General features: G+C 68.4%; 15 protein-coding genes. 7 read left to right on the top strand and 8 right to left on the bottom strand.

Annotated features, from left to right (window positions below; translation table 11 throughout):
- Window positions 1–26 precede the first annotated feature (26 nt).
- The 5 genes from ACZ7RU_RS01330 to ACZ7RU_RS01310 are packed head-to-tail and all read left to right on the top strand — an operon-like array spanning window position 27 to window position 2,884.
- Entirely contained in the window at window positions 27–716 is a 690-nt protein-coding gene (locus ACZ7RU_RS01330; protein ID WP_470338898.1) for a WXG100-like domain-containing protein, read from the top strand.
- On the top strand, window positions 697–1,488 hold the full coding sequence (locus ACZ7RU_RS01325) for a hypothetical protein (RefSeq protein ID WP_470338897.1): 792 nt from the start codon (window positions 697–699) through the stop codon (window positions 1,486–1,488). Before ACZ7RU_RS01330 ends, ACZ7RU_RS01325 begins: the two co-directional genes overlap by 20 nt.
- On the top strand, window positions 1,485–2,027 hold the full coding sequence (locus ACZ7RU_RS01320; protein WP_470338896.1) for a hypothetical protein: 543 nt from the start codon (window positions 1,485–1,487) through the stop codon (window positions 2,025–2,027). Before ACZ7RU_RS01325 ends, ACZ7RU_RS01320 begins: the two co-directional genes overlap by 4 nt.
- Before the next feature lie 36 nt (window positions 2,028–2,063).
- Window positions 2,064–2,609: an SUKH-4 family immunity protein gene (locus ACZ7RU_RS01315; RefSeq protein WP_470338895.1), complete on the top strand. Its 546-nt coding sequence runs from the start codon at window positions 2,064–2,066 to the stop codon at window positions 2,607–2,609.
- Window positions 2,610–2,653: 44 nt separating this feature from the next.
- Window positions 2,654–2,884, top strand: coding sequence for a hypothetical protein (locus ACZ7RU_RS01310; protein ID WP_470338894.1), 231 nt, complete (start codon window positions 2,654–2,656; stop codon window positions 2,882–2,884).
- Between the two features lie 19 nt (window positions 2,885–2,903).
- Here ACZ7RU_RS01310 and ACZ7RU_RS01305 read toward each other — a convergent pair whose 3' ends face one another.
- Window positions 2,904–3,374: a hypothetical protein gene (locus ACZ7RU_RS01305; protein ID WP_470338893.1), complete on the bottom strand. Its 471-nt coding sequence runs from the start codon at window positions 3,372–3,374 to the stop codon at window positions 2,904–2,906.
- 651 nt (window positions 3,375–4,025) lie between these two features.
- Between ACZ7RU_RS01305 and ACZ7RU_RS01300 the strand changes: the two genes are divergently transcribed.
- Window positions 4,026–5,171 carry a UDP-N-acetylglucosamine--N-acetylmuramyl-(pentapeptide) pyrophosphoryl-undecaprenol N-acetylglucosamine transferase gene (locus ACZ7RU_RS01300; protein WP_470339299.1) on the top strand — a complete coding sequence of 382 codons (1,146 nt, stop codon included), beginning with the start codon at window positions 4,026–4,028 and terminating at the stop codon, window positions 5,169–5,171.
- Here the strand turns inward: ACZ7RU_RS01300 and ACZ7RU_RS01295 are convergent.
- The 5 genes from ACZ7RU_RS01295 to rfbC are packed head-to-tail and all read right to left on the bottom strand — an operon-like array spanning window position 5,168 to window position 9,388.
- Window positions 5,168–5,626: a low molecular weight protein-tyrosine-phosphatase gene (locus ACZ7RU_RS01295; protein ID WP_470338892.1), complete on the bottom strand. Its 459-nt coding sequence runs from the start codon at window positions 5,624–5,626 to the stop codon at window positions 5,168–5,170. The genes ACZ7RU_RS01300 and ACZ7RU_RS01295 overlap by 4 nt on opposite strands.
- Window positions 5,623–6,756, bottom strand: coding sequence for a DegT/DnrJ/EryC1/StrS family aminotransferase (locus tag ACZ7RU_RS01290; protein WP_470338891.1), 1,134 nt, complete (start codon window positions 6,754–6,756; stop codon window positions 5,623–5,625). Before ACZ7RU_RS01290 ends, ACZ7RU_RS01295 begins: the two co-directional genes overlap by 4 nt.
- A 16-nt stretch (window positions 6,757–6,772) precedes the next feature.
- Window positions 6,773–7,783 carry an ATP-grasp domain-containing protein gene (locus ACZ7RU_RS01285; protein ID WP_470338890.1) on the bottom strand — a complete coding sequence of 337 codons (1,011 nt, stop codon included), beginning with the start codon at window positions 7,781–7,783 and terminating at the stop codon, window positions 6,773–6,775.
- A complete protein-coding gene (gene rfbB / locus ACZ7RU_RS01280) occupies window positions 7,780–8,751 on the bottom strand; it encodes a dTDP-glucose 4,6-dehydratase (RefSeq protein WP_470338889.1) in 972 nt (323 codons plus the stop codon). The genes ACZ7RU_RS01285 and rfbB overlap by 4 nt, the downstream gene beginning before the upstream one ends.
- A gap of 49 nt (window positions 8,752–8,800) precedes the next feature.
- Window positions 8,801–9,388, bottom strand: a complete 588-nt coding sequence (rfbC, locus tag ACZ7RU_RS01275) for a dTDP-4-dehydrorhamnose 3,5-epimerase (protein WP_470338888.1) — start codon at window positions 9,386–9,388, stop codon at window positions 8,801–8,803.
- Between the two features lie 264 nt (window positions 9,389–9,652).
- On the opposite strand from rfbC, the gene ACZ7RU_RS01270 reads away from it, so the two are divergent.
- Window positions 9,653–10,879: a hypothetical protein gene (locus tag ACZ7RU_RS01270; RefSeq protein ID WP_470338887.1), complete on the top strand. Its 1,227-nt coding sequence runs from the start codon at window positions 9,653–9,655 to the stop codon at window positions 10,877–10,879.
- A 27-nt stretch (window positions 10,880–10,906) separates the two neighbouring features.
- Here the strand turns inward: ACZ7RU_RS01270 and ACZ7RU_RS01265 are convergent, their stop codons facing one another.
- Both ACZ7RU_RS01265 and ACZ7RU_RS01260 read right to left on the bottom strand, forming a co-directional pair.
- Entirely contained in the window at window positions 10,907–11,380 is a 474-nt protein-coding gene (locus tag ACZ7RU_RS01265; RefSeq protein ID WP_470338886.1) for a helix-turn-helix transcriptional regulator, read from the bottom strand.
- A 100-nt stretch (window positions 11,381–11,480) separates the two neighbouring features.
- On the bottom strand, window positions 11,481–12,143 hold the full coding sequence (locus ACZ7RU_RS01260; RefSeq protein ID WP_470338885.1) for a phosphotransferase family protein: 663 nt from the start codon (window positions 12,141–12,143) through the stop codon (window positions 11,481–11,483).
- Between the last annotated feature and the right edge of the window lie 317 nt (window positions 12,144–12,460).

Below are 12,460 nucleotides of genomic sequence, written 5' to 3'. Positions count from 1 at the left end.
GGGCCCAGCAACGCACGGGGGATCAGATGGGCGTAGTTCTTCCCGACGAGCTGGCCTGGCTCCTTGACCTCATCGGCGTCCACTGGCCGAACGTGGACGAGGACGAGTTCAACGAGATGGCGACCGCTCTGCGTGCCTTCGCCACCGAGGTCGACAACGGCCGCGCCGGTACGGTCGTCGCCGTCCAACGGATGCTCTCCGAGAACATCGGGCCCGCCACCAAGGCGTTCGAGGCGCACTGGAACAAGCTCAACGGCAAGCACCTGCACAACCTCGCCGAGGGTGCACGGATGCTGGCCACTGCCCTTGATGGTGTCGCCGTCGTGATCGCCGGCGCGAAGGGCGCCGCGATCGTGCAGTTGGGCATCCTCGCTGGCGAGGTGATCGCCGCTCAGGCAGCGGCGCCGCTCACCCTTGGCCTGTCGGAGTTCGGCGCCCTGGGCGCGACGCAGGTCACGCGGATCGCGGTGAAGAAGCTCCTCAAGGAGGCGGAGGAGCAGATCGTGGCCCAGCTCATGGAGATCGCGAAGGCTCCGATCATGAGCGCCCTCACGGGCATGGCGGCAGATCTCGCGATTCAAGCTGTCAGTATTTCCGCCGGCGCCCAGGACGGCGTGAATTGGAAATCTGTGGCCAGCTCAGGTGCCGAGGGCGCCAAGAACACTGATCTCGGCGCGGCAGTGACAGGGGGCGGGAATGACGGACATCCGGCATAACCACGAGGAGACCGCGCAACTCGCGCAGCGCATGGGCGCACACGCGGATCACCTTGAGACCACAGCCGGTGGACACACCCACCGTGTCACGAACAAGCTGAAGAAGGTCCGGGGAAAGGACCCGCTGGCCAACGCGGCAGCTAACGCCGCGGAGCAGATCATGAATGTCATCCGGAAAGCTGAGAAGGACCTTCATCAGCATCTTCGGGTTGTCCAGCAGGGCTTGGAGCACACGTCGAGGAACCACCACCAGAACGACAAGCGGCTCGCCACCATGCTGGCCAACATTCACAACCGATCAGAAGCCCAGGTGGCGGCGCTCAGGGCGGACTCCAGCAGGGCCCAGGGGCCGGATCCGTCCAAGCCCCCGGTCACGGTGCCGATCCAGTGGAAGCCGGCGATGGATCGGTCCGCGTTTGCGTGGAAAGCCCAGAGTCTCGCCGGAGCCAGCCGAAGAGGCGAAACCTACAGGGCCACCTCAAAGGTGATGCGCGACACCGAAATCACGGCGCAATACAAGGGCGCACTGATCCACCTCATCCTGAAGAACAACAAGGATAATCCCGAACTCGCCCAGAAGGCCGCCGACGCTGCACGCAAGATGCAGCCGGATCACGTGATCGACCTGCAAGCGGGTGGACGGGATCACTGGGAAAACCTTAGAATGCTCGAAAAAGAGACCAACTTCGACGTCGGAACTAAACAGCTTTGGCAACGCATCAGGCCTGTCCCCGACGGAACACCGATCAAGATTAAAGTGAAATGGAAATGACAGTGCCGGACATTGCCAGCACAACGACGATACTGCGCAATACCCTCGCCGAACACCAGACAGACCTGGAACTCTGGGACCCCTCCATCCCCGAAGGCGCCGACCCCAACGCCATCCCCCAGGAGACCCCCCGCGGCGTCGCCGAGCTGCTCCGCGCGTCCGACGGCCTCTACCTCGACCACTCCACAAGGCTGTTCGAAGCCAGCGAAATCATGGACCGGCAGTTCCCTGAAGGCCTGGAGGACGCCGAACTGCCCGACGGATCGCCTCTGGAGGACGCGTCCCGGTTCTTCTTCTTCGGCCTGGCCCGCGAGAACCCGCTGCTCGTCGACCTGGACGGGACCGTGTGGCGAGTCCCCGACGACGGCTCCCTCTGGTACACCGGCTGCCGCCTGGAACAGATCGCCGACAACGTCGAGGAGTTCTTCCAGACCTGGGTGGCCTCCCCCCGGTTCCAAGACCTCGCCGGCCTCGGCCCCGACGATCTGAACAACAGCCACTGGTACCAGCTGCTGCGCCTCAGCGGCCTCGCCGCGTAACCTCTGCCTGAACCACCTGACCGCCCGAGGAGCACCGTGGCCACGCACGCAGAACTCGCGAAGCTTTTCAGCCCCCAGGGAGTGATCACGCTCCCCCGCGAGGACGCCGTCCGAAACAACCTGCCGGACGCCGACGTCGACGCCCTCGCAGACGTCGGCCTGCCCGCCCACCTCGACGCCTTCTTCACGATCGACGTCACCGGCGAACCCCGTGCGTTCACCCTGGTCCCGATCGACACCGGCGACGCAGTCGTCAACGTCCTGTGCCTCGGCGGCCCACCCGCCGCCACCGACGGACGCTTCTGCCTCGACCTGGAGGACGGCTACGTCATCCTGCTCCAGCTCGGAGAGCAGCCCGCCGCCGAGATCGTCAACACCACGCTCGCACAGTTCACCGAGTTCCTGTACCGCATCGGCCTGCGCTACGAGCACCTCCACGGCAAGAGCGACGAAGACGCCGACCACTACACCCGCACGCTCCGCGACTATCTCTTCCGCAAGGACCCCCAGGCCTTCGCCGCCGACGACACCTGGTGGAGCATGGTCTTCGACCACCTCCTCGGCAAGGACCTCCAGGCGTGAACCCCCAACCGGCCCGAACGGCGCGCACAGCTAGCATCGGCGCCATGAGCAGCAGCGCCCCTCGCGCGGCAGCCGGCACGTGGCCGGTGTGCGGCCACGAAGACCCGACCAGCCCCCACGGCGGCCCGGGCACAGGCCGCTGCGTTCGCCTGCGCGGGCACCGCGAGCGCGCCGACGGCACCGGACCGCTCATCCACCACGACGGCGCCCGCGAGTGGGAGCAACACCCCGACCAGCCGTGGTGGGCAGAACTCGGCCTCGGCGACGACACCTGACCACCCCAGGCGGGTGGGATCAGGTGAGCGTGTCGGGCCTGGGGTACCCCACCCGCTCGCAAGCGGCTTCTTCCTCGTCAAGATGCGCCAGAGCACCCGCATACCTGCGGGCGTCCAGCAGCATGACCGTGGTGCAGGTCGCAATCACGTGAATCTGGTCCACGAGCCCCAAGTCGGCCACCGCCTCGACGAAGCCCGCTTCCTGCGCAGCAATCCGGCGCACGGCACTCGTCACCGCGAACTCAGACTCCGGCGGCGCCAGAGCCGCCACCGCGTCGAGGTTTCGCACGCTCATCGGCGGCTGCCCGAGAGCGACGAGGAGGTCGTCGTAGGACGAGCCCAGCAGTGCAAGAACAAGCTCCAGCCGCTCCGTGTCCAACCCCTCAAGGCACGTCGCGACCTGGGCCCGGTCCTTCGCCACGTAGGCCCGCACCAGATCGATCCCACACCACTTCGCGTCCACCATCCACGGGTGGCTGGTCTCTGTCACGCCTCCATCCCTACCGGACCTGCGGGCGCTGTGGAGGCATTTCCGGGCTGATTCACCAGTCGGGGCGGCGAGGAAGCTTCAGCGGATCAGAGGCAAAACCAAGGCCTTCACGGGCACCCCGCCCATGCGCAGCCGATGGCCGTTTCGGACAGTTACCTATGGGGACAGTAAGCAGGCCTTCGCGACCGGGTCGGAGGGGAGCACACTGGCGCTCCGACGCGTAGGCGAAGGCCGAGCGGTGGGTGCAGGAGTGGCCGAAGTTAACGAAGCTGCCGTGGGTGGAGCCGACCGGCCGGACCGTCCCGCGCGGATCAGATCGCGGTGAGCAGCAGCGCGGAGTGGTCGCTGAGACGGCTGCTCCACGTGTGGATCTGCGGCGAGGCGAAGACACGGTCGAGCCGCTGACCATCCCTGGGACCGTACCGGTGATCTCCTCGGCCAGGGCGGTGCGCAGGTCGGTGAGTAGGGCGTCGAGCGGGGATCCCTTGCGACAGGTCGGGGCAGGGGTGCACTTGGACGATCTGCTCCCGAACCGGGCAGCGCAACCCCACACTGCGAACCGATGGTCCGTCAGATTCGGCGTCCTCGTGCTGATATCTTTCAAGCGTGAACCGCGACAGCAGCTCGTCTGTGCCTCGCCTCTCCCGGCCTTTGCGTCTCCTGGTCACCGGTGGTGGAACCGGTGGTCATACGTACCCGGCCCTCACGGCAATCCGTGCCCTGCATACGCGGGTCTCCGAGGCTGGCGGGTCCGTGGACGTTCTGTGGATCGGCACCGCCGCTGGGCTCGAAGCCAAGGTCGCCGCCACCGAGGGTATCCCGTTCAAGACCGTCGCCACCGGGAAGATCCGACGCAGTTCCAACCCGCTCAAGCTGGTCTCACCCGCCAACGTCAGGGATATGGGGCGCGTTCCGCTCGGTGTCGCCCAGGCCCGCTCCGCTGTCGCGGACTTCGCGCCGGACGTCGTGCTGGGCACAGGCGGCTACGTCGCTGTGCCCGTTGGCATGGCTGCCCGGATGTGCAACCGACCGCTGGTCGTCCACGAGCAGACCGTCCGGCTGGGGCTCGGCAATCGCGCTCTGGCCCGCATGGCGACCCGCGTCGCGGTGTCCTCCGAGTCCACGTTGCAGTACCTCCCCGAGGCCGCCCGGGCCACCGCCGTCGTCACCGGCAATCCGGTGCGCCCCGAAGTGCTGACCGGGCAGCCGGACAAGGCCGTCCAGGCGCTCGGTCTGTGGGGTTTCGACCGGAACCTGCCGACCGTGTACGTCACCGGCGGCGCCCAGGGCTCGCAGCAGATCAACCAGTTGGTCAGCGATGTCCTGCCGTGGTTGCTCAGCCACTCCAACGTGGTCCATCAGTGCGGCCCCGCCAACGAAGAGATGCTGCGGGGCCGCGCGGCGTCCCTGCCCGAAGAGCTGCGCGGCCGATACCTGCTGACCGGCTTTGTCGGCCCGGAGTTGCCCGACGTCCTGGCACTGGCCGACGTCGTGATTTCTCGTTCCGGCGCCGGCACACTGGCCGAACTCACCGCGCTCGGGCGGGCAGCGGTGTTCATCCCGCTGGCGACGTCCGCGGGGAACGAGCAGGAGCACAACGCCCGGTACCTACAGGACGCTGGCGCGGCGGTCGCCCTGCTCGGGCGGGTGTCCCCCGATGCCCTGCGAGAGGCGATCAGCCCGCTACTGACCGATCCGGCCCGCCGCGCGTCGATCGCGCGACGGGCCGGTGAGCACGGCCGCCCCGATGCCGCAGAGCGGCTGGTGGACGTGCTGCTCTCGGTCGTTGCCCCCTAGACGTCCAAGTCGAGCAGGTGGCGGACGGCACCGGCCTGGATCATGGTCACGCACTGCTGGAACCCCGAGTAGGGGTCCTGCCAGGGGTCGTGGACGTCCTCGCCCCTGATGAACAGGTCGAGCTTCCCGGCGGCCGGGCGTCCGGCCGTCATCTTCTCCAGCTCTGCGAGGATGGCTTGGTCCATCGCGATCACGGAGTCTGCCCAGTCGAGCATGTGGTCGTTGACCTTGACCGCGCGGTGGTCGCGGATGTCGTAACCGGCTTCGGCGGCGGCCCGGATCGCGTTGGTGTGCGCCGGGCTTCCGACGTGGCGTTCGCGCAGCCCGGCCGACCTGACCTCGACCTTGTCGCCGCCCGCCCGGGCGAGAACGGCGGCCGCGATAGGCGACCGGTTGTGGTTGCCCAGGCACACCACCAGGATCCGGTGGCGACGCGGGTGGCGGAAGGTGCTCATGCTGTCTCCTTGACGGCTCGGGCGAGGGCCGCAACAACGAAGCGGACGCTGTCGTACGTCATCGCGGGGTGGAAGGGCAGGCTGAGGATCTGTTCGGCGACACGCTCGGTGACCGGCAGGTCGCGGTACCAGGACGCGAACGCCGGCTGGGTGTGGTTGGGCGGGTAGTGCACGGCCACGCCGATGTTGCCGGCGCGCAGCCGGTGGAACACCTCGTCGCGACGCCGGTCGAGGCGCACGACGCAGTTGAACGGCACGGTGTGGGTCACGTCCATGTCGACCAGGTGCACGCCGTCGAGGCCGGACAGTTCGGCCTGATAGGTACGCCACAGGTGTCGGCGGGTGGCGGCGGCTTCGGCGAAGTGCTCCAGCTGCACGAGGCCGAGCGCAGCGTTCAGCTGGGACATGTCGAAGCGCAGACCGGGGCCCTGGATCTCGTAGGTGGTCAGGCTGGCTCGGGCGTCCTTGGACTGGACGATGCCGAACAGGCGCAGGCTGCGCAGGGTCTCGGCCTCGGCGGGACTGCGGGGGATGATCGCTCCGCCCTGGCCGGTGGTGAGGTTCTTGATCGGGTCGAAGGAGAAGCACGTCACGGTGTCCGGGTCGGCGCCGACCATCGGCCCGTCCGGGATGCGGGAGCCGAAGGCGTGCGCGGCGTCTTCGATGACCTGGATTCCCCGCTGCGCCAGTGTGGTCCGGATCGGGCCGAGGTCGACGGCCCGGCCGCCGTACAGCACGGGCATGACGGCCCTGGTGTCTGGGGTGAGAGCTTCCAGCACGGTGTCCGGGGTGAGGGCCAGGGTCTCGGGGTCGATCTCGGCGAACCGCGGGTGGGCTCCGCCGAAGGTGATCGCCTGGATGCTGGCGGCGAAGGTCAGCGAGGGCACGACCACGTCGTCCCCGGGGCCGATGCCGGCCGCGCGCAGGGCGAGGTGGAGCGCGGACGTGCCGGAGTTCACGGCGACGACGTCCGGGACAGCGAGCAGGTCCGCGACGCCGGCCTCGAATCGGTCGGTTACCTCGCCGTGGCCCCACTGCCCGCCGGGAAGGACGGCCTCCAGCGCGGCGGCCTCGCCGCCGTGGATGAGCGGTGCGGCGTTGCGTTCGACGCCGGGTGGTGTCGTCTCCATCGGGTCCTCCTCTGGGTCAGGCTTGGTCAGGGACGGTGCGCGGCTCAGCGGACATCACGGCGACGTACTTCGTGAGGTACGTGCCGGGCCGGTAGGTGAGCCGGTCGTGTTCGACGGGCAGGCCGAACAGGCCGTTCAGCGTCTGCTCGACGATCGCCGCCCCGGCTTCCTCGGCGAGCAAGAAGCCGGCGGCCAGCCGGGAGTTGATCTCGGTGATGACGATTCGGGGGTCGGCGTCCTCGGTGATGAAGCCCTGGACGTCGACCGGGCCGGTCGCGCGGATCGCGGTGATGGCCTCGCGGACCCGCAGGACGGCTTCCCGGTCCGCGATCGTCACCGCGACCATCGACATGCCACCCTGGACGTGCAGGCGGCGGCGCAGCACGACGGAGGCGTGGCCGGTACGGTCCGCCACGCAGTCGGCGGAGAACTCGTATCCGTCGGCGCGCTGCTGGACGATCGGCTCCGGCACGAGCTGGCACAGCACGCGGGCCTGCTCGGGGGTGCGGCAGAAGTGCACGTTCTTGGAGCCCTGGCCGCGGCGCGGCTTCACAACCAGGTCGGTTCCCGCGGGGATCTGGTCGATCTGTTCCGGGAGCCACGTCTGCGGGGTGGGCACTCCGCTGGACACCATCGCCCGGTAGAAGGCGTGCTTGTCGCCGGCCGCCGTCACGGTGCTCTGGTCGGGCAACCAGGTGTTCACGCCGGCGCGGGCAAGGTGCTGGCGCATCCGGACCAGCAGCGGCAGCTCGTTCTCGACGCAGCAGATCAGCCCCTCGGGCCGCAGCTCGTGGACGAGTTCCATGAGGTCAGCGGCGAACAGCGGGTCGTCCGCACGGTGAATGGTGCGGGTAGTGACGCCCCCGGTCAGCAGTCCGGGGGCCAGTGGGTTGGAGTCGGTCCCGATCACCTCGTGGCCGAGCTTGAGCAGGGTAAGCGCCAGGTCGAGGCCGGGCGCTCCCCCAATGCCGGTCACCAGGATCCGGCGCGGCTTCGTGGGGTTGACCTCCACGGCTTCGCCCTTCACGCGCTGGCCATGTGGGCAGCGGTGTCCCACCAGTTGGGGTTTCGCCGGTACCAGTCCACGGTCTGGGCGAGGCCCTGGTCGAGCGGGTGCTGGGGCCGGTAACCCAACTGCGCCACCTTCGTCCAGTTGATGGAGTACCGGATGTCGTTGGCGGCGCGGTCGGGCACGTAGTCCACCTGGCCCCAAGTCGTGCCGGTCTCCTTCAGGAGAAGGGCGGTGAGTTCGTTGGTCGTCAGGTCGGTCCCACCGCCGAGGTTGTAGATCTCGCCGGGGATGCCCTTACGCAGCACCAGGTCGACGCCCTGGCAGTTGTCCTCGACGTGCAGCCAGTTACGAACGTGCTCGCCGTTGCCGTGGATCGTGACCTGCTCGCCGGCCAGGAGGCGGTTGACGAACAGCGGGATCAGCTTCTCGGGGTACTGGTGCGGTCCGTAGTTGTTCGAGGAACGGGTGATGCACACCGGCACGCCGTAGCTGTGGAAGTAGGACTTGGCGATCAGGTCGCTGCTTGCCTTGGACGCGGAGTAGGGCACGGTGGGACGCAGCTGGTCGCACTCCAGGGCGCTGCCGCTGGGCAGGGAGCCGTAGACCTCGTCGGTGCTGGCGTGGACGAACTTGCGGATGCCGATGCGGCGAGCGGAGTCGAGCAGGGCTTGAGTGCCCAGGACGTTGGTGCGCACGAAGCCGCCGGCATCGGCGAGGGAGCGGTCGACGTGGGACTCGGCGGCGAAGTGGACGACGGCGTCGTGCTCGGCCATGAGGGTGTCGACGAGGCCGCGGTCGAGGATGTCGCCGTGGGCGAAGGTCAGCTTGGGCGAGGAGAGGACCGTGCGCAGGTTGTTGCGGTTGCCCGCGTAGGTGAGCGCGTCCAGGACGGTGACGCCGCTGATGTCGGGGGCCTGGACGAGGCGCTTGACGAAGTGGGAGCCGATGAAGCCGGCTCCGCCGGTGACGAGGATTCGTTCCATGGGTGCGTACCTCTTCTGTGCTGGCAGGTGGGTTTCGGGAGTCGCAGGGCTAGCCGCTGAAGGGCTCCCCGAACACGGGCAGCAGGCCCTGCTGTTGGGCCTCGTGCAGGCCCGGGGCGGCTGCGTCCTTCGACGAGAGGATGTGCCGGATGTCGGTGTTCCAGGCGATCGCGAGGTCGGGGTCAAGCGGGTTGAGACGACGTTCGTGCTGGGGGTCGTACGTCTCGGCGAGCAGATAGAGGACGGTGGCGCCGTCGGTGAGGGCGAGGTAGCCGTGGCCGAGGCCAGGGGGCACCATCAGGGTGCGCTGGTTGTCCTCCGTGAGCTGTTCCAGGTGCCACTGGCCGAAGGTCGGTGATCCCCGGCGCAGATCGACCACGACATCCAGCACCGCACCCGTCACGCAGGTCACGATCTTGGTCTGGGTAGGCCGAAGGTCGTAGCTGATGCCACGCAGCGCGCCGCGGGCCGAGATCGAGCAGTTCGCCTGCCCCAGGAGAAGCGGGCTGCCAGCCCGTGGCGCGCTGCGCGGGGAGTACAGCTCGCGGAACGTGCCGCGATCGTCGAAGTGGACGGCCGGATCGATCAGGAACGCTCCCGAGATCGGGAGTTCGACGGCCTGGGGGCTGAGGTCCACTGCCACCACCTTTCGGTGAGCATGCGCGAAGGGGGGAGCCGGCCTCCGGGGCGCGCGACGCGCGGGTCTGCGCCAAGGCGTCGCACCTTCTCGGGAAGGTCGCCTCACGAGAGCCGGGACAGCTATGAAAGCTCCTTTACGCCTTCCCCAACACCCCATATTGGTCCGCACTTTGGGGCCACGATCGGACGGTTCGCGGGCTCGCCCGGGACTGTTACGCTGGCCGCCCTTCTGCCCTAACCGTTGCCTTCCAGGGGGGCTGGAATGACCAACGAGAAGCTGCGCCGCATCCGGAAGATCAAAGGGCTCACACAGGATCAGCTCGCGGAGAAGACCCAGGAACGCATAATCGATCGGATGTTTCGCCAAAGTCCATCGAACAAAAGCGCGTTGAGGATTCCGGCTTTTGACGCGAAGGCGGTGAGCCGACTAGAAGTGGGAGATGTTACGTGGCCCGGCCGTGCTGTCCGGGACGCCCTGTGCTACGTCCTCGGCGTGGCCGATCCGAGCGAGATCGGGCTCTACTCCAAGAGGTCCCGGCTCATCGACGATGAGGTGAGTACGTCGCACCGCCGCACCCTTCTCGCAGGCTCTCTTGCGAGCCTCGTGCCTGTCCCCGCCCACCTGCCGACTCCGGCCCGGCTCGGCGCGGACGACCTTGTCGCCCTCGAACAGCGGGTCGACGACCTCGCCGCCCTCGACCGCCTCCGCGGTGGCGCGGCAACGCTCCACTTCGCATTCGGCGAGCTGGACCGAGCTCTCGGCCTGCGCAAGTCGTCCATGCAGCCCAAGGTGCGCACCCGACTCGACCTCACCATCGCCAATCTGGCGAACCTGGCCGGCTGGGCCTCCTTCGACGCCGGGCACACCGCCCACTCCCGGCCTCTGTTCCAGCTCGGGATCGACGCGGCCCGCGAGGCCAGGGACGCGGACGCCCTCTGCCACCTCGCCACCAACCTAGCCCGTCAGGAGATCCAGGAGCGCGACGCTGACAGCGCCCTGGCTCGGGCCGACATGGCCACTGGCAATCCCTTGCCGCGCGCCGCGCTGGCCATGATCGACGCGGTCAGGGCCCAGGCGTTCGCCCTCCAGGGCGACGAGGGCCAAGTTCGGCGCTATGTGGATAGCTCCACGGTTGCGCACGCCCGGTGCACCGACCTCTTCGGCGGACCGAAGTGGACATGGTCGATCACCGAGGAGAAGATCAACAGCGACACTGGGTACGCGCTGTACCGGCTGGCAGTCAGGACCGGCCGCCGCTCCCCCGAGCTGGTGGACTCACTCCGGGGGGCTGCGCAGAACACCGACTCGACCCGCGCACGCGTCAAGGCCTTGGTGACCGCGCGTCTGGCCACCGTCCTCTACCAGCAAGGCGCCCGAGAGGAAGCTGACCACCACGCGAAGATGGCCAGCCTCCTCGCCGGGACCGTCAACTCTGCGCGACTCAACCTCGCTCTCAAAGAGATGCGGGACCAGGCCACCCTCCGCTGAGCCAGGTGGCGGTGAACCGGCGGCCTCCTACGGCTGCGAGCAAGCGCAGGGGTGATCCGCCGGCAGCTCCTTCAGGGCGTGCAGCGTGTAGACCGCGTGCGCACCGCTCCCGGCGCCGAGCCTGTCGTAGAGGCGGTGAAGGTTGGACTTCACGGTGAGCGGGCTGCACGTGAGCTGCCGGGCGATCTCCTTGTACGACAGGCCGCTTGCCAACAGCACTGCGGGCCGCCGGAGGTGCGGAGGAATCCCTTGCTCCGGCGGCTTGATCCCTTGCGGCAGGTCCACCAGCCCGAGCCGGCAGCCGATGTCGACCGCGTGGACACGCCCCGAGGCATCGAGGCGATCGAGAATGCCGCCCACGGCCCTGGCCCCCCGGTCCTTGCCTCGGCTACCCGACACCCGTCCGGCCTTTCCTCCCAAGAGACGCCGTCCGATCTGCGGGTTCGACGCCCCAAGCGCCATGAGCCGCAGAACCTCCTGTTGAACCGTCGAGATGGTCACACGGGCACCGCACAACAGGCAGGCCCGACCTTGCACCGTCCTGGATGGGCATCGGGTAACGGTCACGTCGAGTCTCCGTTCGCGGAATCGGTTATCCCGCTCAGCGCGGCCACCAGCGGTCATGCCGTGGCCTTCTCTTGGCTGTGGAGGCTGCCTCCCAGCCCCACGGAAAGGCCGGCTGGGTGAGGACGGTGGCCAGACGTCGGTCGGCCTCGGTCTGGAGTTCGGGCTCGGTGCGGGCGCACTCGGCCAAGTAGAGCCACGCGCTGATCGCGAAGATCGGCGTGAGTATGCGGTAGGTGCGGCCGCCGTCGTGCTTGGTAACGTCGGCGCCGTAGCCGCCGACGAACTCCTCGAACTCCGTTCCTGGCATGCCGAAGGCGTCCCGTCTCCAGGCGAACACGGCTTGGTCCCACAGCGCGGGTCCGACCTCCGTGCGCTCGAAGTCGATCAACGCGAGACCGTGCCGGGTCTGGAGGCAGTTCGTGAATCCGGGGTCGCCGTGGATCACGCTGGGGTCGGGCCAGGGCACGGAGCGCCAGGCCACCCTGGCGTCAGCCAGCAGCCCTCGCACGTACAGCTCCTGGTCGTGGGACAGCGTGCCCGGCGGCAGCTCCGTGATTCGCCGGGCCAACCTCGTCACCGGGTCGAACTTCCGCAGGCCCAGACGGGGCGGCACCTTCAGGCGGTGCAGCCTCCTCATGACGTCGGCGAGGGCGGCCATGCTCGGGCGGCGGTCGCCGAGGTCCTCGGTGTACGTCACCTGGAGGTGATAGCGGCCGCCGGAATACGGGGTCGGGAAGGCCGAGTTGCCGACCGACCGCGGGGCCCCGATGCCGTGGCGCCGCAACCACAGTGCGATCCGTGCCTCACGGAAGGCCGTCTCGGACTCGGTTCCGGGACGCCAAACCTTCGCGACGGCCTCACTCTGGGGCAGGCGCCAGGTATGGTGCGGGCCGTCCTGGAGAAGGACTGCACCGCGCGGGTCAAGGCCTGTGCGCCAGGCCGTCGCGAAGACGGCAGCACGACTTTCTTCGGGGGTCAAAGTGCACCTTCTGACGTGCGTAGATGGCGAGTCTC

It is taken from the genome of Kitasatospora sp. NPDC114501, assembly GCF_055633695.1.
Note: the sequence above shows the minus strand (reverse complement) of the source record. Positions and strands in the feature narration are given on the sequence as shown.

Bases quoted from the DNA above. Each gene is read 5' to 3' on its own strand.
- ACZ7RU_RS01290 (WP_470338891.1), bottom strand. From the start codon at position 6,756: ATGGAGACGACACCACCCGGCGTCGAACGCAACGCCGCACCGCTCATC.
- ACZ7RU_RS01310 (WP_470338894.1), top strand. From the start codon at position 2,654: ATGAGCAGCAGCGCCCCTCGCGCGGCAGCCGGCACGTGGCCGGTGTGC.
- ACZ7RU_RS01295 (WP_470338892.1), bottom strand. From the start codon at position 5,626: ATGAGCACCTTCCGCCACCCGCGTCGCCACCGGATCCTGGTGGTGTGC.
- ACZ7RU_RS01330 (WP_470338898.1), top strand. From the start codon at position 27: ATGGGCGTAGTTCTTCCCGACGAGCTGGCCTGGCTCCTTGACCTCATC.
- rfbB (WP_470338889.1), bottom strand. From the start codon at position 8,751: ATGGAACGAATCCTCGTCACCGGCGGAGCCGGCTTCATCGGCTCCCAC.
- ACZ7RU_RS01320 (WP_470338896.1), top strand. From the start codon at position 1,485: ATGACAGTGCCGGACATTGCCAGCACAACGACGATACTGCGCAATACC.
- ACZ7RU_RS01270 (WP_470338887.1), top strand. From the start codon at position 9,653: ATGACCAACGAGAAGCTGCGCCGCATCCGGAAGATCAAAGGGCTCACA.
- ACZ7RU_RS01325 (WP_470338897.1), top strand. From the start codon at position 697: ATGACGGACATCCGGCATAACCACGAGGAGACCGCGCAACTCGCGCAG.